This window comes from Streptomyces sp. NPDC045678 (assembly GCF_056432085.1).
The window spans coordinates 73,151-94,824 of sequence record NZ_JBWKJS010000003.1 but is presented as its reverse complement, the minus strand read 5'-3'; the positions used below and the strand labels follow the sequence as shown (position 1 = coordinate 94,824).

Here is a 21,674-nt window from a genome sequence, read left to right as displayed (position 1 = left end):
CTAACCCGCCCCGGCGGGCCGTTCCCGTGTCGTGGCCACGTTCGGGGCCGAGCCTCCGGGCAGCAGCGTCGCGGCGCCGAGCCCGATCAGGCCGAGCACGGCGAGAGTGATCATCGCGGCGCCATACGCGTGGGCCGGATCGGCGACGAGGATCGTGCCCGCGACGGCGGTGCCCACGGACGAGCCCAGGTTGGAGACGCTGCGGGAGAGGCCCGAGATCTCGCCCTGCTCGTCCTCGGCGAAGCTCGACTGCACGATGTTGACCGACGGGGTCAGCATCACCCCGAGGCCCACCCCGATGAGGAAGAGCCCGGGGGACGACGCCCAGGCACTCGCGGAGCCGCCCGCCATGACGAGCAGGACGACGATGCCGCCCAGGGTGATGGCGAACCCGCCCGTGATGAGCGTCCGTTGGGCGCGGCGCTTGGCGAAGCGTTCGGCGGCCAGGGACGAGGCGAGCAGGCCCACCGTGGCCGCCGTGAAGATCACGCCGGTCTCGATGGCGTTGTAGCCGCGGACGACCTGGAGGTAGGCGGCGACGACGAACGACACCCCCATCAGTACCAGCCACTGCACGTGCTGGGTGATCAGGCCCAGGTTGGACGTGCGGTTGTGGAAGAGACCGGTCGACAGGAGCGGTGCCTTGCCCGCCCGCTCCATCGCGCGTGTCGAGCGGAAGAACCACGCGAGGACCAGTGCCCCCGCGGCGAGCAGTCCGGCGGCCAGCCAGACGTTGTCGTCGACGGCCAGGATGCCCGTGACCAGGACGATGAGCCCGACGGCGCTGAGCACCGCGCCGCGGACGTCGAAGGACGCGGCGGGGTCCGCGGGCAGCGGGTCGGGCACGCGACGGCTCAGCAGCAGGATGAGGCCGACGATGAGGGCCTGGAACCCGAAGGCGGCACGCCAGCTGACCGCCGTGGTGATGAGGCCGCCGATCAGCGGTCCCGCGGCCGCGCCGATGCCGCCCATCGCCATGATGGCGCCGAAGGCGCGGGCCCGTGCGGTCACGCCGGTGAACAGCAGCGTGGCGAGGATGTAGACGGGCGGGATGAGCAGGGCCGTGCCGATGCCCTCGAGGACGGAGTTGCCGAGGATGAGCAGCCCGAGGCCGGGCGATACCGAGCTGAGCAGGGCGCCCACGCCGTACACGGCGAGGCCCGTCTGAAAACAGCGCTTTCGGCCGTAGCGCTCGGTGAGCTTGCCGCCGGGGATCATCAGGGCCGCCATCACGAGCAGGAAGATCGTGATGGCGGTCTGGACGCCCTGCACCGTGGTGTCCAGGTCCTCACTGATGTCGTTGATCATCACGTTCATGTTGGAGCCGGCGAAGCTGCAGATGAACTGGGCGAGGGCCAGCGGGAGCAGGACGTGGCGCGGTCCGCCGGCGGTCGGTCCCGGCGGGGCTGTGTGATCGGCCATGGGTGCCGCCGTCCGGTCAGGTGCCGCTGTCGGCGACGGCGAACACGTGGGTGCCCCAGGGGGCGAGGGCGACGTAGAGACCGGGGTCGTTCAGCTCGTCGCCGGACCGTGCGTGGCGGGAGCCGTCCAGGAGATCGGTCAGCTGTGCCGCGCGGCCGCCCAGTTCGGGCCAGGGCAGCCGGAGCCTGGCCTGCGCGGGCTGCCCGGAGAGGTTCACGGCCACGGCGAACCGGCCGTGGGCGCCGGTCCAGCTCCAGGCGAGCACGGAGCGGTGGCTGGCGTTGTCGGGCCACCCCTCGCTGTCGAGCAGCCGCCAACCGCCCTCGCGCATCCGGCTCTTGTGGACGGCGGACAGGAGCCGTTCGTGGAAGGCGCGCAGCCCGGTGTCGGGCTCCTCGTCGGGCCTGCGGTCCAGGAAGACGGGCAGCTGGGTGCGGCGCCCGGTGAACTGGCCCTCGTGCCACAGCGTCGCCCCGGGCAGCGTCGCGATGACGACGGCCGCCGCGCGCTCCTTGTCCAGGGGCAGCGTCCACGCGGCCCTGGGCTCGTCGTGGTTCTCCAGGAACCGTACGAGACGGCGCTGGTAGTCCAGCGGCGCCCGGAGGTGCTGCCGGACGGACTCCGCGTCCTCGTGCACGATGCGGTCGTAGAGCCGCTTGTCGTAGCAGAAGTCGAACCCCTGCTGCTGGAGGGCCCATTCGAGGTCCCAGTACGCCTCGGCGGCGAAGACCATGCCCGGGTGGCGGCGCCGGACGTCGGCGAGCACGGCGGGCCAGAACTCCTCCTGGGGCGCGAACCCCGCGTACTGCCCCCAGGTGCGGGCGAAGACGTCGTTCATGAGCAGCATCGCCATGTCGCAGCGCACTCCGTCGCAGGCGCCCCCGATGTCGGTGAGGACCTGTGCGGTGGCGGCGCGCAGGGCGGGCGCGAAGGCGTCGAGCTGGACGACGTCGGGCCACGGCGGGAAGAAGGGGTCCCGGCCGCGCGCGTACACGTCGGTGCCGGTGTCGAGGAAGGCGGCCGGGTCGCGGCGCAGGTCCTCGGCCGTGCCCCGGACGAAGTACTCGGGGTGCTCGGTCACCCAGGGGCTGTCGGGCGCGACGTGGTTCGGCACGTAGTCGAGCAGCAGCCCTACGCCGCGCCGGTCGAGCTCGGCGCGCGCCACGGCGAGCCCCTCGGCGCCGCCCAGGGCCGCGTCGGCCTCGTAGCGGCGGATGCAGTAGGGCGACCCGGCGATCTCGTCGTCGGCGATGTCCGGCACCGCCCGGGCGAAGGCGTCCCGCAGCGACGCGTCGCGCAGGGCGACGGCGCGGCCCGCCGGGCTGCGCTCCCACACCCCCATGAGCCAGACGGCGTCGACGCCGTGCGGGGTGATGTGGTCCCAGGCGTCCTTGGGGACGTCGGCGAGGCCGGTGTGCGAGCCGGTGCGCCGCTGGAGCTCGCGCAGCCACACCCGGGTGTTCACTTCGTGCACGACGGGTTGTGCGGGCAGCCCGGTCATGAGGTCCCCTCTCCGGGGTCGGCCAGGAAGTCCCGGGGCCCGAGGCTCCCGAAGACCATCATCAGGGGGGCCACCAGGCCGGTCCAGCCGGTCTGGTGCGCGGCGCCGATGCCCGCGCCGTTGTCCCCGTGGAAGTACTCGTGGAACGAGATCAGGTCGCGCCAGTGCGGGTCGTTCTGGAACTTCTCCTGCCCGCCGTAGACGGGCCTGCGCCCGTCGGGGCCGCGCAGGAACGTCGCGCCGAGCCGCCGTGAGATCTCCTCGGCGACTTCGTAGAGGGTCATCCGCACCCCGGAGCCGGAGGGGCACTCCACGGTGAGGTCGTCGCCGTAGAAGCCGTACAGGTTGAGCAGGGCCCGTACGACGAGGGCGTTGACCGGGAACCACACGGGCCCGCGCCAGTTGGAGTTGCCGCCGAACATCCCGGAGTCGGACTCGGCGGGCACGTAACGCACCTGGTGCTCCTGGCCGTCGACCCAGAAGGTGTAGGGGTGCTCGGCGTGGTGCCGGGACAGCGCGCGCAGGCCGTACGGGCCGAGGAACTCGTCCTCGGACAGCAGGCGTTCGAGGACGCGCAGGAGCTTCTTCTCGTCCATCACCGACAGCAGCCGCGGCCCGCCCGTGGAGCCGGCCTGGGCGGTCGCGAGGGTGGCGGAGAGCGACGGGTGGCGGGTCGCGAAGCGGTGCAGCCGCTCGCGCAGCCCGGACACCTTGGCGAGCTGCGCGGGCCGGAACACGGTCGACGCGCAGAGCGGGAGCAGCCCGACCATCGAGCGCACCTTGAGGCGGACCGCCTGCCCGTCGGGCAGGCGCAGCACGTCGTAGTAGAAGCCGTCCTCCTCGTCCCACATGCCGTCGTCGAGGTCGCCGACGCGGTCCATGGCGGCGGAGATCCACAGATAGTGCTCGACGAACTTCAGGACCAGGTCCTCGTAGGCCGGGTTGTGCTCGACGAGTTCCAGGGCGATCTGCAGCATGGCCTGGCAGTACAGGGCCATCCAGGCGGTCCCGTCGGCCTGTTCGAGCTGGCCGCCGGTGGGCAGGGGGGCGCTGCGGTCGAAGACGCCGATGTTGTCGAGGCCGAGGAAGCCGCCCTGGAAGACGTTGCGTCCTGTGGGGTCCTTGCGGTTGACCCACCAGGTGAAGTTCGTGAGGAGCTTCTGGAAGGTGCGCTCCAGGAACTCGCGGTCGGCGTGGCCGCTGATGCGCTCCTCCATCATGTAGACGAAGTACGCGGCCCAGGCGTGCACCGGCGGGTTGACGTCGCTGAAGTTCCACTCGTACGCCGGGAGCTGGCCGTTGGGGTGCAGATAGGCGTCCCGGGTCAGCAGCTCCAGCTGCTCCTTGGCGAACCCGGTGTCCACCATCGACAGGGCCACGGCGTGGAAGGCCAGGTCCCAGGCGGCGAACCAGGGGTACTCCCATTTGTCGGGCATCGAGATGATGTCGTCGCTGACCATGTGGAACCACTCGCGGTTGCGGGTGTCGCCGTCGCGCGGCAGGCTCCACGGCTCCAGTCCGTGCTCGGCCAGCCACGTCTCCAGGTCGAAGTGGTAGTACTGCTTGCTCCACAGCATTCCGGCGAACGCCTGCCGCATCACGCGGCGTTCGTCCTCACCCGCGCTCTCCGGTGCCAGCTCGTCGTAGAAGCTGTCCGCCTCGGCGGTCCGCGCGGCGAAGACGGAGTCGAAGCCGCGGGCGAGCGACGGCTCGGAGCCGGTGGGCGCGAGCCGCATCCGCAGGGTCGTCGAGCCGCCTGCGGGCAGGGTGAGGGTCCAGTGGGCGGCGGCCTTGGTGCCGTGCCGCGCCGGGTTGACGGCTCCGATCTCCCCGTTGACGACGTGCCTGCCGATGCCGTCCTTGGTGTACGCCGATGCGTTGGGAGTGCCGAAGTGCCGCTCGTTGTCGGTCTCGTTCTCCGTGAAGAGCAGGGGCACCCGCGCGCCGAAACGCAGGTCGTAGCTGCCGAGTTCGGGGTGGACCGCGGTGAGGCCCACGGTGTTGCCGGGGCTCTCGGCGGCACTGATCCGGGGTTTGTCGCCGCTCCCTCCGGTCGCCTCCGCGCCGTCGGTCCACGACCAGGTGTTGCGGAACCACAGCGTCGGGAGCACGTGCACGGTGGCCTCTTCGGGGCCGCGGTTGTCGACGGTGACGCGGACGAGGACGTCGTCGTGCGCGGCCTTGGCGTACTCGACCGTCACGTCGAAGTAGCGGTTGTCGGCGAACAGACCGGTGTCCAGGAGTTCGTACTCGAAGTCGCCGCGCCCGCGCTCCCGGTTGGTGGCCACGAGGTCTTCGTAGGGGTACTCGGCCTGCGGGTACTTGTACAGGTAGCGCATGTAGGAGTGGCTGGGGGTGCTGTCGAGGTAGAAGTAGTACTCCTTCACGTCCTCGCCGTGGTTGCCCTCACCGTTGGTGAGGCCGAAGGCGCGCTCCTTGAGGATGGGGTCGCGGCCGTTCCACAGCGCGAGGGCGAAGCAGAGGCGCTGCTTCTCGTCGCAGATCCCGCCGAGGCCGTCCTCGCCCCAGCGGTAGGCACGGGACCTGGCGTGGTCGTGCGGGAAGTACGACCACGCGTCGCCGTTGTCGCTGTAGTCCTCGCGGACCGTGCCCCACTGGCGCTCGCTCAGGTAGGGGCCCCAGAGCCGCCACCGGCCTTCCTCGTCGCCCTTCGGGCCGATCCGTTCCGTGTGCGTGCCTGTGCTCATGGGTTCCCTCCCTGCGACGAGGTGACCTGGGCAGCGTCAGTCTCCGTGCCGGGCGCGGGCCCGGCCTCACCTGCGGTGGGTGAAGCGTTCTCGGGTCGGTCGGTCCCGGCCGGTTCCTTCCCGCCGCGCGCCAGGAGCGTGACCCCCGCCTCGTACGCGAGGAGCAGCAGCGCGACCACGAGCAGCGCCGTCCACGACGCGAGCAGCAGGGCGACCAGGGCCGCCACGACGAGCCCGCCCACCCGCAGCACGTCGGCGTGGCGGCGGATCCACTGCCGCGCCCCCGCACCCGTGCCGCGGCGCGCGGCCCGCGTCACGAGCCCGCCGAGGGACCGCGCGCCCTTGGCGACGGTGCGGCGCAGCCACACGGGCAGTCGGCCGGGCCCGACGAGGTAGGCGACGAGCGCGATGGCGACGCCGAGCCACAGGAGCTGGGCGCCCCGCTCGCGCAGCGTCTCGAACACGGTCCACAGCACGTCACGCACCCCCTCCCGGTACGCGCCCGGCTTCACCTGGGCCAGCAGCTGGTCCCGCACCGCCCGCAGCACGCTGGTCAGCACGGTGACGGCCACCACCAGCCACAGCCCGAACTGGAGCACGGTGCGCCGGCGGTTCGGGGAGATCCACAGGGCGAGGGCGAGCAGGACGGGTACGGCGATGACCAGACCCCACACCGCCCGCTTGAACAGCAGCACCGCCTCCTGCACCTGGGTCAGCTCACCGCGGTCGTAGAGCCGCACCTGCCCGAAGTCGTCCGGCAGCGACACACCGAGCGCGTCCTCGATGCGGTCGTGCAGTCCCGGCGGTATCTCGCCGGAGGTGATGCGGGGCAGGTCGAGGTCCTTGCCGAAGAGTGTGGGGAGCCGGTCCTCCAGGGTGTCGAGAACGTTGTTGATCATGGGCAGGAGGTTCAGGGTGACCGTGTCGCCCTCGGCCCGGACGTTCTTGTTGCGCTCCTCCAGGATCGTGACGATCCGCTCGTGGGCGAACCGGTTGGTGGTGCGCCACAGGGTCTGGAACTCGTCGGTCGCGATGAGTTCGGAGATCGAGGAGCGCACGTAGTCCCGCACCGCCCCGGTGACCGGCGGGGCGAGGAACGACGCCCGGTCCGGCAGCGCCTCCGACAGCCGCCGCTCCACCTCGAGACGGTCGAAGATCTCGTCCGTGAGGTACGCGGACACGGCCCTGTTCACCGCCGGGTGGCCCGGCAGGTCGTCCACCGTGTCGACCCACCGCCCGGTGCTGAGCGTGGTGCGCGCCCCCCACACGCCGACGACCGACGTGACCGCGAGGACGGCCGCCAGCGCGATCAGCACGGCGGCGGCCACGCGCCGGACCACCAGGAGCCGGACCTTCCTGCTCCGCCGGGTGTCGGCGTGGGCCCGCAGGGCCGCGACCTCCGCGCGCAGCCGGACCAGTTCGTCGTCGGCACCGGGGGCGCCGGCGGTCGTGCGGTCGTCCGCAGCTTCTCCGTGGGCCATGGCGTCGCACCTCCGGCGCCCACTGTCGGGCAGGGACCGCGGCGCGACCTTCACCTGTGACGGGTGACGTGGGAAGGGGCCCGGCGCGGCCTGATGGGAACGAACCGTCGAATTGCGAGGAAGGGAGTCTCGATGGGCGCCATCGGGCCCATACAACTGCTGACGGTCGAGTTCGGTCCCTCCGCCAAGTTCGAGGGCCGGGTCGTCGAAGAGCTGATCATCCTGGAGTCGAACGGGCAGATCCGGGTGCTCGACATGCTCTTCGTGCAGAAGGAGACCGACGGACGGCTGACCGTCCTCGACTACCAGGCCGAGGACATGGGCGACACCGTCGCCGCACTGCTCGGCATCTCCCGCGAAAGCATGCGGGGCGCGGAGAAGACGTTTCCGTCCGTGTCCGAAGGGAGCGCCTTCGGTCTCACGCTCGCCGAGATCACGGACACCGCCCAGGCGCTGGAGCCGGGCACCGCCGCGGCCTTCATCCTCTTCGAACACGTGTGGGCGAAGTACCTGAGGGCCGCCATCCGCAACGCCGGCGGCGTGCCCGTGGCCGAGGGGTTCCTCACCGAAGAGGCGCTGCTGCCCATCGCGGCGGAGCTCGTCGCCGTCGCGGACCAGCGGGGAGAGCCCATCGCCCCGCGGCACCGCACGGGGCCCGTGCCGGAGACGCCCGCGCAGGAACCGGAGACCAGGAAAAAGAACCGGACGAGGAGGACATGATGGCCGATCTAGTCGTGCTCGGCTTCACGGACAAGGACAAGGCCGAAGCGGTCCTGCGGCTCAGCAAGGAGTTGTCGCGACAGGAACTGCTCGACCTGGAGGACGCCGCACTCGCCTGGCGGACCGTGGACGGCAAGGTGCACGTGCGCCAGAGCTACAGCCTCATCGGGGCCGGTGCGTCGGGCGGGGCCCTGTGGGGGACCCTGTTCGGCATGCTCTTCCTGATGCCGGTCTTCGGCGCGGCGGTCGGCGCGGCCACCGGCGCGGTCGCGGGGAAGCTCTCCGACATCGGCGTGAGCGACGCCTTCATCAAGGAGGTCGCGAACACGCTGGAGCCCGGCAAGGCCGCGGTCTTCGCGCTCGTACGCCGCTCCACGCCGGACCGGGTACGAGAAGCCCTACGCCCCTTCAACCCCACCGTCCTGCGTACCTCCCTCACCAAGGACCGGGAGGAGGAACTCGTCGAGGCGCTCCAGTCCAAGTGAGCCCGGTGTCCGGCGCCGCGTACGCCGCCAGGCACGGCGGTGCACGCACGCCGGGCGCACGGAAACTTCACCCGGGTGAGATGGCCGCCCCCAAGGGTGCCGTCTCACCCGCCGGGCCCAGACTCGTCTTTCCAGCACCACCCGATCCGAGAGGGAGGTGCCGTCGATGGACGAACACCTGGGGAGGCCGCCTGTCGAGACCGTCTTCACACCCGAAGCGCCCGTGCCCGAACCCCGCACGGCCGTGCCCGAACCCCGTACCGTCGTTCCCGAGCTGCCCGGGTGGCTTGTCCCGCGCCCGCGGCTCGCCGAACGGCTCTCGCGTGGCGTGCTCGGGCCGCTGACCGTGGTCGTGGGGCCGGTGGGAGCGGGCAAGTCCGCACTCGCCACGGAGTGGCTGCACACCGGCCGGGCCCCCGGCCCGGTGGCCTGTGTGCGGTGCGAGGGGCGCGAGGAGCGCCCGGACGTCTTCTGGCCACGCATCCTCACCGCGCTGAGCGGCGCGGGCGTGGACCTTCCCGCGTTCGACGACGTGCCCGTCAACGAACTGCTCGTCGCACGGCTCTCCACGCGGCTCGCGCTGCGCGGCTCACCGGTCGTGCTGGTGCTCGACGACTTCCAGCCCGAGCCGGGCTCACCGGTCGCCGAAGGCGTCGTCAGCCTCCTGCGGCACACCTCGTCCATGCTGCGCCTGGTCGTGCTCTCGCGCCGGGACCCGCCGCTGCACCTGCACCGCTACCGGCTCTCCCGCGAACTCACCGAACTGCGCACCGCCGACCTGGCGTTCACCGACTCGGAGACCGCTTCGCTGCTCTCCCAGCACGGTCTGGACGTGGCGCGCCACGTGGTCAGGGCGCTGCGGCGGCGTACCGCGGGCTGGGCGGCGGGGATCCGGCTCGCCGCCATGTCGATGCAGGGGCAGCTCCACCCGGACCGGTTCATCGCCCGGTTCGCCGGTGACGACGAGGCGATCGTGACGTACCTGGTCGAGGAGGTGCTCGACGTGCAGTCACCCGAGATGCGCCGGCTGCTGCTGACCACGAGCGTCCTGGAGCACGTCAACGCGGAGCTGGCCACGGAGGTCGCGGGCGAGGAGGCGGGGCGGTACTTCGCCACTCTCGTACGGCAGAACTCCTTCCTGCAGCCGCTGGGGCAGGGCTGGTTCCGCTGCCACCGGATGTTCGCCGACGTGCTCCAGCTCCGGCTCCAGCACGAGTTGCCGGGCAGTGTCGCCGGTGTGCACCGGCGGGCCGCCGCCTGGCTGGCGGAGCACGGGTGCCTCGCGGCGGCGGTCGGCCACGCCCTCGCGGCGGACGACGCGCGCTACGCCGGGCGTCTGGTCGTCGAACAGCTCGGGATCGGACAGCTTCTGGGCCTCACGGCGACGCGGCTGCCCGACATCCCGGAACAGTGGCCCCCCACGGAGGGGTTGACGGAGGACCCCGAACCCGTGCTCGTCGCCGCCGCCGTGCAGTACACGGACCCCCACGCGGTCGCGGAGGCGCTGGCGGAGGCGGCCCGGCTGACCGACGGGCTGCCGGACACGGAGACCGACCGGATGCTCAGGTGCCGCCTGACGCACACGGTGATCCGGATGGCGGCGGAGCACTCCAGGGACCTCGCCGCCGCGCGGGCCGCGGCCGCCGAGGCCAGGGCCCTGTGCGCACGGCTGCCCGCGCACGCGCTGGACGAGCGGCCGGAGATCAGAGCACTGACGCTGTTCGTGCTGGGCCGCGCGGAGTTGCGTGGGGGAGACCTGAAGGCGGCCGAGCCCCTGCTCACGAGCGGGCTCAAGGCGGCGGGAGCCACCGAGAACGGTGCCCTGCGCCGGGGCTGCCTGGTCGAGCTCTCCCTGCTCGAAGCGGTCCGCGGCCGGTTCCGGGCGGCCGGCGAGTTCGCCACGCTCGCGACCCGTCCTCCGCTGCCCACCTGGACCGCGCGGGACAGCTCCAACGCGACGCTGCTCGTCGTACGGGCCTGGGTCGCCCTCGCCCGCGGCGAACCGACGCTCGTACGCTCCGAGTTGGGGCACGTCGGCGCCGCCCTGCACGCGCTGCCCGACCCGTTCACCGCGGGCGTCGCGTCCCTGGTCGGCCGGCTGGTCAACGTCGCCGAGCAGGGCCTGCCCGCGGCACCCGAGACGCTCCTCGACACCGCGGGACCGTGGCTGCCGCCGACGCTGCGGCAGCCCCTGGTGCGGGCCTGCGCGGCCTCGCTCGACACGCCCTGCGCCCGGTCCCACCGCCCCGTCCCGGGCGACGGGCACGGCACGGCCGACGTCGCGGTCGAGCGGCTCACCGCCAGGGAGGAGGACGTGCTGGGGCGCCTGTCGCAGATGATGACCACCGAGGAGATCGCGGAGGACCTGTTCCTCTCGGTCAACACGGTGAAGACCCACCTGAAGAGCGTCTACCGCAAGCTTTCCGTGTCCCGCAGGTCGGCGGCGGTACGCCGGGCACGGGAGCTCCAGCTGCTGTGACGCCGCCGCGGGTCGGCCGACGTGCGGGTCGGCCGACGTACGGATCAGAGGAGTGCCAGCTCGCGGGCGCGGTGCAGCGCCTGCGAGCGGGAGCTCACGCCGAGTTTGCGGTACACGGAGCGGGTCTGGCTGCGGACCGTGTTGTGGGAGACGTGCAGGCTGCCGGCGATCCCGCGCAGCGGCACGTTCTCCTGAAGCGCGTGCAGCACGACGAGTTCACGGCGGGTGAGGGGCGGGGTGCGGGCCGTTTCCCCTGCTGGGGTTGCGGTGCGTGCTGTCCTCCCTGCTGGGTCGGCGGTGAGCGCTGTCTTCTCTGCCGGGTTGGTGGTGCGGGCCTTTCCCCCTGCCGGGGCTGCGGAGATTGCCGTCTCCTCTGCCGGGCCGGGGGTGTGGGCTTTTTCCTCTGCTGGGTCGGCGGTGAGTGCGCTTTCCCCTGCCGGGCTGGCGGTGCGGGCCCTTTCTCCTGCCGGGGTTGCGGCGAGTGCCGTCTCCCCTGCCGGACCGGCGGCGAGGGCTGGCCTCCCTGCCGGGTCGGCGGAGAGCGCCGCCAGCGTCGCCGACGCCTCGTCCGCCAGCAGCTTCGCCGTGCGCGCGTCCCCCGCCTTCCCCGCGATCTCCACGAGCACTCCGGCCAGCCACACGTGACAGGCGGCCTCCAACGCGTCCGTGCGGTCCGTGGCGTGACCCGACGCGCGCAGGGCCCTGCGGAGACCGGCCCTGCGATGACCCGCCCCGCGGCCCGGCGCCGACGGCCGTGCCGTCTGCGCCCGGCCGTCGTGCGCCGTCGGAATGGGATACGCCGTCACCGCGGGCATGTCCTCACCTTCCTGTCGGTCGGCAGCACATACCCAACGTGGCCGTTCCCCGCGGCTTCGGGAAGGGCCCGTGCGGCCTAACCGGAAGGCTTTTCGGCCCTCGACGCCGGGGGCAGGCCACGCACCTCCAGGAGTTCGAGCCCCAGCGCCTGGATCCGGTCGAGAATCCCGTACAGCGCGCTCTGGTCGATGCCACCCCCGTACATGACGGTCTCCGCGGGACGCAGCGTGACCGTGAGTTCGGTGAAGGCGGACCGGAGCCCCTCACCGAGTGTGCCGCGCACCCGGATCTCGAACCTGCCGTCCTCGGGGAGCGGTTCGGACCGCCCCGCACCCGCGCCCGGCCGATCGGTGCCCATGGCATCACCTCCTGCGGTACCTGCCCGTGCGGCCATTCTTCCGGCCCTGAGCCGCGGGGCCTCACCCCGGCGAGGTGACTGTGTTCCGGCCCGCCACCGCATCTCGCCTGCCAGGGGTGAACCGTTCCGGAGCGGGCCGGACCACGCTCCAGCTCCGACCAAGGCGAAAGGAGCAGTCATGGCCGAACACGCCAGGCCGCAGGAGCCCGCGGCCGGTCCGCGGAAGTCCGAGGCCGGCACGCTCGCGGTCGCCACCGTGGTGTTCTCCGTGTGCGTCCTGACGATCGTCGGCAGCTACCACGCGATCGCCGGATTCGCCGCGATCATCGACGACCGGTTCTTCGTGCGGCCGGACGACTACCCGTACGCACTCGACGTCACGGCCTGGGGCTGGCTCCACCTGACCGTCGGCATGATCGTCCTCGCCGCCGCGCTCACCCTCCTCAGCGGCTACCTGTGGGCGCGTGCCGTAGGGGTGACGGTCGCGGGGATGAGCGCGCTGGAGTGCTACTTCTTCGTCCCGTACTACCCGGTGTGGTGCGTCGTCATGATCGCGCTGGACGTCCTGGTGATCTGGTCCCTGGTCCGGTACGCGCGGCCCGTGTCCCACAAGCTCCTGGGCGTGAACGACGTGGATGACAGGGACGGCGTGGACGGCGTGGACGGCGTTGACGGCGTGGACGACACCGCGCCGTGACGCCGTCGTCAGCGCGCCCGCCCCACCGCGAGCCGCCCGATGTGCCGCCAGTCCAGCATCGGCCGCGCCCTGCGCACGCCGGGACGGTGGCGCGGCACCAGCACCCGCAGGGCCCGCGGCCGCACCTCGCAGTGCACGGGCACCCGCAGGGACACGGACTCGCCGTCGACCCCGACCTGGATCCGGTCCTGGTCGGCGTCGACGACCACGCGGGCCGCGTTCGTGCGTACGAGACCGGCGGCACGCCGTCCGCGCAGCAGCCCGGCGGCCTGGGCGGCGCCGGTGACCCTGACGCCGACGCAGCCCAGTTCCCCGCCGTCCATCCGGGCCCGGCGGCCGAGCCCCGCGATGTCCCCCGTGCCGTAGGGGTTGTTGCTGACGAGCAGCGCCTGCGGCTCGGGGAAGTCCACGTGACCGGCGCGCGCGGAGAGCCGCGGTCCCTGATGGCCGGCCAGCATGTCGGGCAGCAGCCGCAGCGCCGTACGCGTCTTGTCGTCCCGGTACGCGGGGCTCGCCACGACCTCGGCGTACGCGCCGAACGAGACGTTGTTGACGAAGGGGAGGCCGTTCGCGCTGCCGAGGTCGACGTGGAGCTCCACGCCGTCCCGCAGCGCGTCGAGTGCCTTCGACGGGTCGTCCCTGTCGAGCCCCAGGTCGAGGGCGAAGTGGTTGCGGGTGCCCGCGGGAATCACCAGGAAGGGCAGGTCCAGCGCGGCGGCGACCTCGGCGACCTGCGCCTGCGTCCCGTCGCCGCCCGCGACCCCGAGCAGATCGGCGCCCTCGGCGGCCGCCTTGCGGGCCATGTCCGTGACGTCGCTCCCCTCGCTCCCGTCGCGCCACTCCAGGAGCTGCACCTCGGCGCCCAGGCTCTGCGCGCGTTCCCGCAGCTCGAAGCGGCGGACCTTCCCGCCGCCCGACCGCGGGTTCATGATCAGCACGGGGTGGCGCACGCGCGGAGCCGGATGTTCGGGCATCGGGGCCGCCTCCTCGTCCCGTACGAGCGCCGCGCGGCCCGTGGCGACCGCCACCAGCCACAGGGCGACCGTCAGGACGGCGACCCAGGTCAGGTGGGCGCGGGTGTACGCGACGAGGACCCACACGGGCGCCCCGAGGGTCAGTACGACGGCCAGGACCCGCAGGGTGCCCTGCCTGGCCAGACTCCACCAGAGCCCGGCGGCCACGAGCACCAGGCCGACGAGGCCGACGGCCAGCAGCCCGACGGTCCGCGCGCCGGCGAACACGCCGAGGGTCAGCACGGCGGCGAGGATCGATGCCAGGGACGCCCGCGCCAGCCAACGGCGCTGCGTCGTCGTCGCATTCATGGCGACACGGTGCAGGGCGCGGACCGGCCCCACCTCACCCCCGGCAGGTGGTTCGGCCCCGTGCCGGACATCGGCAGGCTCGCCCCGTACGCGCAGGAGAGGCATCCGAGACCGTCCGAGACCGTCCGAGAGCGTCCGAGACCGTTCGAGATCAGAGAGGGGCAGGCCATGACCGAGGGCCGGCACGTACATCCCACTCCGCAGGAGCGCGCCGCCCGCGGCAGGGCGGCCCGCACGAAGGTGCCGCGCTCCGCCCACGCCGAGTTCGCCCCCGCACCGGGCCGCACCGACCCGGTCGAGGTGCTGGAACGCCAGTCGTCGCGCCGGCTGCCCGAGCTGGTGCCGATCAGGTACGGGCGGATGCTCGAATCGCCGTTCCGCTTCTACCGGGGCGCCGCCGCGCTGATGGCGATGGACCTGGCGACGACGGCGTCGACCGGTATCACCACCCAGCTGTGCGGGGACGCGCACATGCTCAACTTCCGGCTCCTCGCGTCCCCGGAGCGCCATCTCATGTTCGACGTCAACGACTTCGACGAGACGCTGCCCGGGCCGTGGGAGTGGGACGTCAAGCGGCTGGCGGCCAGCCTCGCGATCGCGGGCCGCGCCAATGGTTTCGGTACGCCGGAGCGGTCCCGCGTGGTCCGGGAGACGGTGGGCTCCTACCGGGAGGCCATGCGCGGCTTCGCCGGGATGCGCAACCTCGACGTGTGGTACTCCCGCGTCGACGCCGACGACCTGTACGAGGGGCTCGCCGGGGAACTGCGCCCCCGCGCGCAGCGCCGCCTGTCGCGCACCCTCAGCAAGGCCAGGGGCCGCGACCACCTGCAGTCCCTGGAGAGGCTCGTCCACCAGGTCGGGGACGACCTGCGGATCGCCCCCGACGCCCCGCTCGTGACCCCGCTCTCCGACCTCCTCCCGGAAGTCGAACGCTCCGATCTGGAGAAGCAGTTGAGGGAGCTCATCGGCCACTACGTCCTGACGCTGTCGTCCGACCGGCGCGCGCTCCTCGCGCAGTACCGGGTGGTCGACATGGCGCGCAAGGTGGTCGGCGTCGGCAGCGTGGGGACCCGCTGCTGGGTGCTGCTGCTCCTCGGGCGGGACACCGGCGACCCCCTGTTCCTCCAGGCCAAGGAGGCCGAGGAGTCGTCACTGGCCCCGTACTGCGAGGCCAGCGCCTACGCGAACGAGGGGGAGCGCGTCGTGTCGGGCCAGCGTCTGATGCAGGCCACCAGCGACATGTTCCTGGGCTGGGAGCGCGTGTCCGGCCTCGACGGCCGCGAACGGGACTTCTACGTACGGCAGTTGCACGACTGGAAGGCCATCCCCAAGGCCGAGAGCATGTCTCCGAAGGTCATGCGGCTGTTCGGGCGGCTGGCCGGGGCGACCCTGGCACGCGCGCACGCCCGCTCCGGGGACCGCATCGCCATCGCCGCGTACCTGGGCGGCTCCGACCGGTTCGACCGCGCGCTCGCGGAGTTCGCCGAGCGCTACGCCGACCGGAACGAGCGCGACCACCACGCCCTGTGCGAAGCGACACGCGCCGGCCGGGTCACGGCGGCGTCGTCGACGTAACCCGTGTCCGCGACGTCACGGCGCCGTCGACGTGATCGGTGTCCGCGAGATCATCGCGCCGCCGTCGTGATCGGTGTCCGCGAGATCATCGCGCCGCCGTCGTGATCGGTGTCCGCGAGATCATCGCGCCGCCGACGTGACCCATGTCCGTGAGATCAGCGCGCCGCCCACGTGATCCATGTCCGCTGAGGTCACCGCGTCGTCGACGCGCCGCCGCCCGCCGCCGGCACCGCGGCGATGCGCAGCACGCGCCGCACCCGCTCCTCCTGCGCGAACACCTGACCCAGCGCGATGCCGACCGAGACGACCGTGAAGAAGACGATCAGCCAGGACAGGAGCGTGAAGACCGAGCCGAGCGGCCCGTACCGCTCCACACTGCGCTGCAACGCCCCCGGCAGCCACACGGCGGCGACCCGGGAGTACACGACCACCCCCGCACCCACCAGCAGCGCCCCCGGCAGCAGGGGCCGCCACGCCACGCGCCCCGCGAGCAGCAGGTGCTGCGTCCACCACCACATCAGGATCGCGCCGACGGCCTGGAGCGGTATCCCCAGGATCGGACCCGCGCCGAACCCGTCGTGCAGCAGGCCCTGGAAGAACAGGCCGGTCAGCCAGACGAAGAGCCACAGCGCCCAGCGCCACAGCAGGATCCGCACGCCGGAGGGCGACAGGTGCCAGCAGCGTTCGCAGAGCCGTTGCAGGGCCCGGGAGAAGGCGGTGGCGGACAGCAGCGCGACCAGCACGCTCGCCGCGCCCCAGCTGTTCATCGCCTGCGGGTCGCCCGCGTACACCTGGTCGAGCATCGCCCTCTCGGTCCCGCCCGAGCCGAACAGGGACCGCAGCGACCTGCGCAGCTCGTGCCGCCAGCCGGGCGGGCAGAACGAGGCGACCGCGATGAGCATCGGCAGCGCGGCGAGGAACGCCTGCGCGGCGAGCCGCGTCGCGAGATCCAGGATGTTCACGCCCACGAGCTGCCGGACGACACGGGCCGCCAGCGGCCGGGCGCGCGTGGCGGTCAGCATGACGGTGCCCCCTCGCAGCAGTGACGCCGGGACCACTGTCGCGCGCTTCGCCGTACGAGGGTTCGCCCCGCAAGGGTGATACGCCCCCGGGCGGCGCCCCCGAAGCTGGGTGCCCACCGGACCAACGGGAGGGCTGCCGTGGACGACTACCCGATGTTTGACGTCTTCCTCACCATGCTCATGTTCTTCTTATGGGTCATCTGGTTCGCCATCGTGATCCACATCGTGGTGGACATCTTCCGCAACGACGGTCTCAGCGGCGTGCGCAAGGCCCTGTGGCTGCTGCTCGTGTTCGTCCTGCCCCTGCTCGGCGTACTCCTCTACGTCATCTCCCAGGGTTCCGGGATGAGCAACCGCAACGTGGCCACCCGCATGTCCGCCTTCGGCAACCACCCCGAGGGGGCGTCGTCGGTCGCCAGTGCGGGGGAGCTGGAGAGGCTGGCGGAACTGCACCGTTCGGGCGCGCTGACGGAGGCGGAGTACGCCCGCGCGAAGCACCACGCGCTGCCGATGTAGCGGGCGGTCCTGCCCGCCACCCTCACTCCGTACGACTCAGGAACGCGGCGACGGCGGCCTCCACCGTGGGGAAGATGTGCTCCTCGTCGATCGTCCGCGTGAGCTCGTACTGCTCGATCTTGCGCCGTACCGGGTCCTTCAGCTCCGCGAAGACGAGATGCACTCCACGGGCGTTGAGGGACTCGTCGAGCGCTTCCAGGACGTCGGCGGCGGTGGTGTCGACGTCGGTCATGGGCTCGGCCGCGATCACGATCCAGCCGGGCGCAGGATCCGACCGCGAGAGCCGTGTCACCTCGTCGCGGAAGGTCTTGGCGTTGGCGAAGATCAGGGGAGCGTCGAAGCGGTAGATGACGAGCCCCGGAATCCGCTCGGCGGCGGGGTACGAGTGGATGTCGTGATAGCCCGGGAGCCCCTCGACCCGCCCGAGAACGGTCTCGTACGGCCACCAGACCCGCCGGAAGACATTCAGCACGGAGAGCCCCACGGCCACCGCGATCCCTTCGAGCACCCCCGCGAGGGCGACCCCGAGGAACGCCGCGAGGCACAGCAGGAATTCGATCCTGCGCTGCCGCCACAGCCGCACCGTGCCGGGGACGTCGGCCAGGGAGAGCGACGCGGTGATGACGACGGCCGCGAGCGCGGGCTGCGGAAGGTTCCGGAAGAGACCCGGCGCCAGCACGAGCATGAGCACGATCAACGCCGCGCCGACCACGCCGGTCAGCTGGGTACGCGCCCCGGCGCGCTCCGCCACCGCCGTGCGCGACCCGCTCGTACTGACCGGAAAGCCCTGGAAGAGCCCCGCGGCCAGGTTCGCCGCGCCCACGCCCGCCATCTCCTGGTTGCCGCGCACCTCCTGCCCGGTGCGGGAGGCGAACGCCGAGGCGTTGGAGATGGTGTCGGCGAGCGAGACGACGGCGATACTGAGGGCCCCCGCCAGCAGCGGACCGACATCGTCGAGACCGACGTCCGGAACGGTCAGCGGCGGAAAGCCCTCGGGCAGCACGCCGACGAGCGCGACCCCCCGCCCTTCGAGGCCGAACACGACCACGGCACCGATCGCCGCCACCACCATGACGAGAACGCCAGGCACCCGGGGCAGCCACCGCTGAAGCGCCAGGATCAGCACGATCCCGCCGCACCCGACGGCGACGGCCGCCCCGACCGCCTTCCCGTCCGCGAGCCCTTCCGCCACGGCCACGCACTCGTCGATCAGCCCGTCGGCGTCCACCTTGAACCCGAGGAGCTTGGGCAGCTGACCGACCAGGATGGTCACGGCGAGGCCGTTCATGTAGCCGATCATCGTGGGCTTGGAGATCAGCTCGGCGACGTAACCGAGGCGGGCCGTCGACGCGAGGATCATGATGCCCGCGACCAGGAGCGACAGCATCGAGGCCAGGGCGACGGCACGGTCGGGATCACCGTCGGCGGCGACCAGCGGCAGCACCGTCGCCGCGATCATCGGTCCGAGCGAGGAGTCCGGCCCGAGGACCAGGATCCGCGAGGGCCCGCACACGGCGTAGCCGAGCAGACACAGGATGGACGTGTAGAGACCGGTGATGGCCGGCAGCCCGGCGAGCTCGGCGTACGCCATGCCCTGCGGCACGAGCAGCGTGGTCAGCACGACCCCCGCCACGATGTCCTTCGTCAGCCACTCCCGGCGGTACGTCCTGACCGCGCGGGCCCCGGGCACGGCACGCAGCAACGACACAAGCCGCCCGACACGGTCCCGCCGCCCACTGGCCCCCATGAACGCCCTCCCCGCCTCCGCGATCCCGCCCAGGTTGGACGAGACGGCGAGGAGCCGGAATCACCCCACAGGGGTGGTCGCCCCGGGGCGACGCCCCGGCACGACACACACCCCCGACAGCATGTTCGAGCCACCTAAGGCCCATACCAACTCAACGGCACACGCTCCGACTTGGAGCGCAAAGTTTGTCAAGGCGGCAGGTTGGACAACGCCTTGACGGGGGCATATCACCTAATGAAAACCCTTGCTCCCGCCCCACCCCGCACGTCGTCACCCAGGCCCCCGGTGGCTCCTCGTCCCACCCGCCCATCCCGGCCGTCTGGAGGTGGGCCGTTCGCAGTGAGGATGCCGCCATGAACCACGGCGTTCCGCTCCCCGACGGGCTTCTGCTCGTCCACCGGACCCCCGGCCACACCGTCATGGAGTTCCACGGCGAGATAGACATCGCGGCGGCCCTGACGATCCTGCCGCTCCTCGACGAGGCGACGACGCCGCACGAAACGCTGCTCGTCATCGACCTCACGCCGACCACGTTCCTGGACTGCTCCGGCCTGGCCCTGCTCTGCCGCGCCCGCACCCGCCTGGAGGAGCGCAGCGGCGACCTGCTCCTGGTCTGCCCCCACCCCCTCATCCTGCGCATGCTCCGCATCCTCCACCTCACCGCCCGCCTCCGCCCGGCCCCCACGATGGAGGCCGCACTGCGCGAACGGTTACGGGCCGCGGGCTGAAACGGAAACGGACACCGGAAACACCGGAAACGCCGAAGGCCCGAACCGTCGAAACGGTCCGGGCCTTCTGCCGGCGGAGGATACGAGATTCGAACTCGTGAGGGGTTGCCCCCAACATGCTTTCCACGTCTTCGTCCGGGTGGTGAACGACGCTGGACGCGGGTGAATGAGACCAGAATCGAGACCAGAGCGCCGGGTCAGACCTTCTTGACGACGATCGCGCCCGGGACCAGCTTCTCCAGGTCGTCCACGTCCGAGGTGAAGACGGTGACCTGCCCCTCCTGCTGGCGTGCGATGACGGCGAGTACCGCGTCGATCGCGTACTTGTGCCCATGCAGCTTGGTATCCGCCAGCAGGCGGCGGGCTTGGCGCGCCTCGTCCTTTCCGATGCCGGCGACCTTGAGCCGGGAGAGCACCCAGTCCCAACGCTGTTCGGTGGTTCTGCCGTCGTACGCCTCGACCAGCGTCATGGGGGACGTCACCACCTCGGCTTCGCCCCGGGCCGCGAGGTCGAGCCACGCGATCATCCTCCGGTCGCCGCGCACGGCCAGGGACAGGGCTTCGCAGTCGAGTACGAAGACGCGCAGTGGTCGCTGCCCGCGCTCACCGGCCCGTTTCGTCACGCGGCCTCTCCGGCGCCACGTGCTCCGGTGGCGCGGCGGCGCTCGTGTTCGGCATCGAGCTCCGCCAGTTCCTCGAACGTTGTGGTGTGCTCCGCCTCGGTGAGGGGCCCGTGTTCCTCCTGCAGCCAGTCGGACAGTTCCCGCAGCCGGTCCCGGTCGCGCTTGAAGCGCAGCGCTTCGGCAACGTATGCCGATAGGCCCCGCTCCGCCGCTTCCGCACGGATCTCGTCCAGGAGATCCTCGGGGATCGTCACCGTGACCTTCTTGGTCGTCGCCATACAAGAGACCATACTCTTGGTATCACGTTGCTTACCAGTGCATTGAGGCGACCGTCAGATCGGCGGTCAGGGGGTCGTGGCAGGGCGTGGGCGGCCGTGGAAGACCTGGCTGGTGTGCCAGGAGCGGTGGGTGGCGGCGATGGGGCGGACGCCCGGCTGGGGACCGATGACCGGACGGCCGGCGAGCATGATGACGTGCTCGCGGGCAGCGGTGCTGCGCCCGACGAAGCCTTGTGAGACCAGGATGCGGTGGCCCTCGCCAGGGCCCTCACCGATACCGAGCACACCCTTGTCGAAGAGCTTGTGGTGCAGCGAGCACAGGCACAGCCCGTTGTCGACGTCGTCCGGTCCGTCAAATGCCCACCAGCGCACATGGGCGGCCTCAAGGCCGACTGGCACTGTGCCGATCCTGCCGTCGTACCCGCAGAAGGCGCACTGGTACTCGTACGCGGTCAGGACCATCTCCCGCATCCGCCGGTCCCGCTGTCTGCGCGCGGCCGAGAGCTGTCCGGTTTCGGCCTCCTCCAACTCCAGACCGACGGCCTCGCACAGCTCGCCGTGGAGGGAGGGCGGGAAGTTCAGGTCGAGCAGTACCCGTGTCATCCGGCCGAGCAGGGACGGCTCCCGCCGCAGTGCCGCCCGCAGTTGAGGCGTCAGCCGCCCCGCGGCGCCGGACGCCCGCAGTTCCCTGACCCCGGTCCCGGGGCTCCCCGGCCCGCGCTCGGTGCGCACCTCCCACACCCCGTCACTCACCAGGTGATGGAAGGGATAGGCGGGCGTCGTCCGGTTACCGGGCCCGTACTCGTCGAGCAGCCGCCGCAGATCCTGCTCCACCGCGCTGTACCGCAGCTCGCCGTCGGCGTCTTGTCGAAACCGGCTGAGTGCGTACAGGAACAGGAGCGGCTTGTGCGGTGCGCGCGTCCCGCTCCTCGTCCACTGCCTCAGCTGCGCGGTGCGCTCGACCCAGTCCACGATCGGCGATCGTAGTGGAGGCTCGTCGCAGCGTTGGGCCGGGCTACCCGGGCATGACGCCGTGGATGCGGGAGAGAGTGAAGACCCCTTCGTCGCGCAGATGGCACCAGGCATACAGGTGGGGCGGGTCGAGATCGAGCTCGCTGAGGGTGCGTATGGTCCGGTTGCCCGAGGCGGCGACGTACTCGACCGTGCTGGCCGTGCCGGTGTCGACGGCGTGAGCG

General features: G+C 71.8%; 19 protein-coding genes. 7 read left to right on the top strand and 12 right to left on the bottom strand.

Going from position 1 to position 21,674, the window contains the following annotated elements; genetic code table 11:
- The 4 genes from AC07DO_RS11295 to AC07DO_RS11280 are packed head-to-tail and all read right to left on the bottom strand — an operon-like array spanning window position 1 to window position 7,112.
- A complete protein-coding gene (locus AC07DO_RS11295) occupies window positions 1–1,422 on the bottom strand; it encodes an MFS transporter (RefSeq protein WP_479058725.1) in 1,422 nt (473 codons plus the stop codon).
- Window positions 1,423–1,438: 16 nt separating this feature from the next.
- Window positions 1,439–2,923, bottom strand: coding sequence for an alpha-amylase (locus AC07DO_RS11290; RefSeq protein WP_479058723.1), 1,485 nt, complete (start codon window positions 2,921–2,923; stop codon window positions 1,439–1,441).
- Window positions 2,920–5,631, bottom strand: coding sequence for an MGH1-like glycoside hydrolase domain-containing protein (locus AC07DO_RS11285; RefSeq protein WP_479058721.1), 2,712 nt, complete (start codon window positions 5,629–5,631; stop codon window positions 2,920–2,922). The genes AC07DO_RS11290 and AC07DO_RS11285 overlap by 4 nt, the downstream gene beginning before the upstream one ends.
- Complete coding sequence (locus tag AC07DO_RS11280) at window positions 5,628–7,112, bottom strand: hypothetical protein (protein WP_479058719.1); 1,485 nt, start codon at window positions 7,110–7,112, stop codon at window positions 5,628–5,630. Before AC07DO_RS11280 ends, AC07DO_RS11285 begins: the two co-directional genes overlap by 4 nt.
- A gap of 132 nt (window positions 7,113–7,244) precedes the next feature.
- Between AC07DO_RS11280 and AC07DO_RS11275 the strand changes: the two genes are divergently transcribed.
- The 3 genes from AC07DO_RS11275 to AC07DO_RS11265 all read left to right on the top strand — a co-directional run bounded on the left by AC07DO_RS11275 (window position 7,245) and on the right by AC07DO_RS11265 (window position 10,796).
- Window positions 7,245–7,832, top strand: coding sequence for a DUF1269 domain-containing protein (locus AC07DO_RS11275; RefSeq protein WP_479058718.1), 588 nt, complete (start codon window positions 7,245–7,247; stop codon window positions 7,830–7,832).
- The gene (locus AC07DO_RS11270) at window positions 7,829–8,317 is read left to right on the top strand and encodes a DUF1269 domain-containing protein (protein ID WP_479058716.1); all 489 of its coding nucleotides are present in this window, start codon (window positions 7,829–7,831) and stop codon (window positions 8,315–8,317) included. Before AC07DO_RS11275 ends, AC07DO_RS11270 begins: the two co-directional genes overlap by 4 nt.
- A 166-nt stretch (window positions 8,318–8,483) precedes the next feature.
- Window positions 8,484–10,796 (top strand): winged helix-turn-helix domain-containing protein, encoded by a 2,313-nt coding sequence (locus tag AC07DO_RS11265; RefSeq protein ID WP_479058715.1) that lies wholly within the window; start codon window positions 8,484–8,486, stop codon window positions 10,794–10,796.
- A gap of 44 nt (window positions 10,797–10,840) precedes the next feature.
- On the opposite strand, the gene AC07DO_RS11260 is transcribed toward AC07DO_RS11265, so the two are convergent.
- Together AC07DO_RS11260 and AC07DO_RS11255 are read right to left on the bottom strand one after the other, a co-directional pair.
- Window positions 10,841–11,611: a helix-turn-helix transcriptional regulator gene (locus AC07DO_RS11260; protein WP_479058713.1), complete on the bottom strand. Its 771-nt coding sequence runs from the start codon at window positions 11,609–11,611 to the stop codon at window positions 10,841–10,843.
- A 77-nt stretch (window positions 11,612–11,688) separates the two neighbouring features.
- Window positions 11,689–11,970, bottom strand: coding sequence for a hypothetical protein (locus tag AC07DO_RS11255; RefSeq protein WP_479058712.1), 282 nt, complete (start codon window positions 11,968–11,970; stop codon window positions 11,689–11,691).
- 178 nt (window positions 11,971–12,148) lie between these two features.
- On the opposite strand from AC07DO_RS11255, the gene AC07DO_RS11250 reads away from it, so the two are divergent.
- On the top strand, window positions 12,149–12,667 hold the full coding sequence (locus tag AC07DO_RS11250) for a DUF7144 family membrane protein (RefSeq protein WP_479058711.1): 519 nt from the start codon (window positions 12,149–12,151) through the stop codon (window positions 12,665–12,667).
- Window positions 12,668–12,675: 8 nt separating this feature from the next.
- Here the strand turns inward: AC07DO_RS11250 and AC07DO_RS11245 are convergent, their stop codons facing one another.
- Window positions 12,676–13,989: a diacylglycerol/lipid kinase family protein gene (locus tag AC07DO_RS11245; RefSeq protein WP_479058709.1), complete on the bottom strand. Its 1,314-nt coding sequence runs from the start codon at window positions 13,987–13,989 to the stop codon at window positions 12,676–12,678.
- Window positions 13,990–14,157: 168 nt separating this feature from the next.
- On the opposite strand from AC07DO_RS11245, the gene AC07DO_RS11240 reads away from it, so the two are divergent.
- Window positions 14,158–15,564 carry a DUF2252 domain-containing protein gene (locus AC07DO_RS11240; protein WP_479058708.1) on the top strand — a complete coding sequence of 469 codons (1,407 nt, stop codon included), beginning with the start codon at window positions 14,158–14,160 and terminating at the stop codon, window positions 15,562–15,564.
- A 191-nt stretch (window positions 15,565–15,755) separates the two neighbouring features.
- Here the strand turns inward: AC07DO_RS11240 and AC07DO_RS11235 are convergent, their stop codons facing one another.
- Complete coding sequence (locus tag AC07DO_RS11235; protein ID WP_479058707.1) at window positions 15,756–16,586, bottom strand: YhjD/YihY/BrkB family envelope integrity protein; 831 nt, start codon at window positions 16,584–16,586, stop codon at window positions 15,756–15,758.
- 138 nt (window positions 16,587–16,724) lie between these two features.
- On the opposite strand from AC07DO_RS11235, the gene AC07DO_RS11230 reads away from it, so the two are divergent.
- Window positions 16,725–17,102, top strand: coding sequence for an SHOCT domain-containing protein (locus AC07DO_RS11230; protein ID WP_479058705.1), 378 nt, complete (start codon window positions 16,725–16,727; stop codon window positions 17,100–17,102).
- Between the two features lie 22 nt (window positions 17,103–17,124).
- Here AC07DO_RS11230 and AC07DO_RS11225 read toward each other — a convergent pair whose 3' ends face one another.
- Window positions 17,125–18,849, bottom strand: coding sequence for a SulP family inorganic anion transporter (locus tag AC07DO_RS11225; protein WP_479058703.1), 1,725 nt, complete (start codon window positions 18,847–18,849; stop codon window positions 17,125–17,127).
- A 353-nt stretch (window positions 18,850–19,202) separates the two neighbouring features.
- Here AC07DO_RS11225 and AC07DO_RS11220 point away from each other — a divergent pair, with 353 nt between their 5' ends.
- A complete protein-coding gene (locus AC07DO_RS11220) occupies window positions 19,203–19,577 on the top strand; it encodes an STAS domain-containing protein (RefSeq protein ID WP_479058701.1) in 375 nt (124 codons plus the stop codon).
- A gap of 197 nt (window positions 19,578–19,774) precedes the next feature.
- On the opposite strand, the gene AC07DO_RS11215 is transcribed toward AC07DO_RS11220, so the two are convergent.
- The 3 genes from AC07DO_RS11215 to AC07DO_RS11205 all read right to left on the bottom strand — a co-directional run bounded on the left by AC07DO_RS11215 (window position 19,775) and on the right by AC07DO_RS11205 (window position 21,450).
- A complete protein-coding gene (locus tag AC07DO_RS11215) occupies window positions 19,775–20,200 on the bottom strand; it encodes a hypothetical protein (protein WP_479058700.1) in 426 nt (141 codons plus the stop codon).
- The gene (locus AC07DO_RS11210; RefSeq protein WP_479058698.1) at window positions 20,197–20,478 is read right to left on the bottom strand and encodes a ribbon-helix-helix domain-containing protein; all 282 of its coding nucleotides are present in this window, start codon (window positions 20,476–20,478) and stop codon (window positions 20,197–20,199) included. Before AC07DO_RS11210 ends, AC07DO_RS11215 begins: the two co-directional genes overlap by 4 nt.
- 66 nt (window positions 20,479–20,544) lie before the next feature.
- Window positions 20,545–21,450, bottom strand: coding sequence for a phosphorothioated DNA-binding restriction endonuclease (locus AC07DO_RS11205; RefSeq protein WP_479058696.1), 906 nt, complete (start codon window positions 21,448–21,450; stop codon window positions 20,545–20,547).
- Window positions 21,451–21,674: the final 224 nt, after the last annotated feature.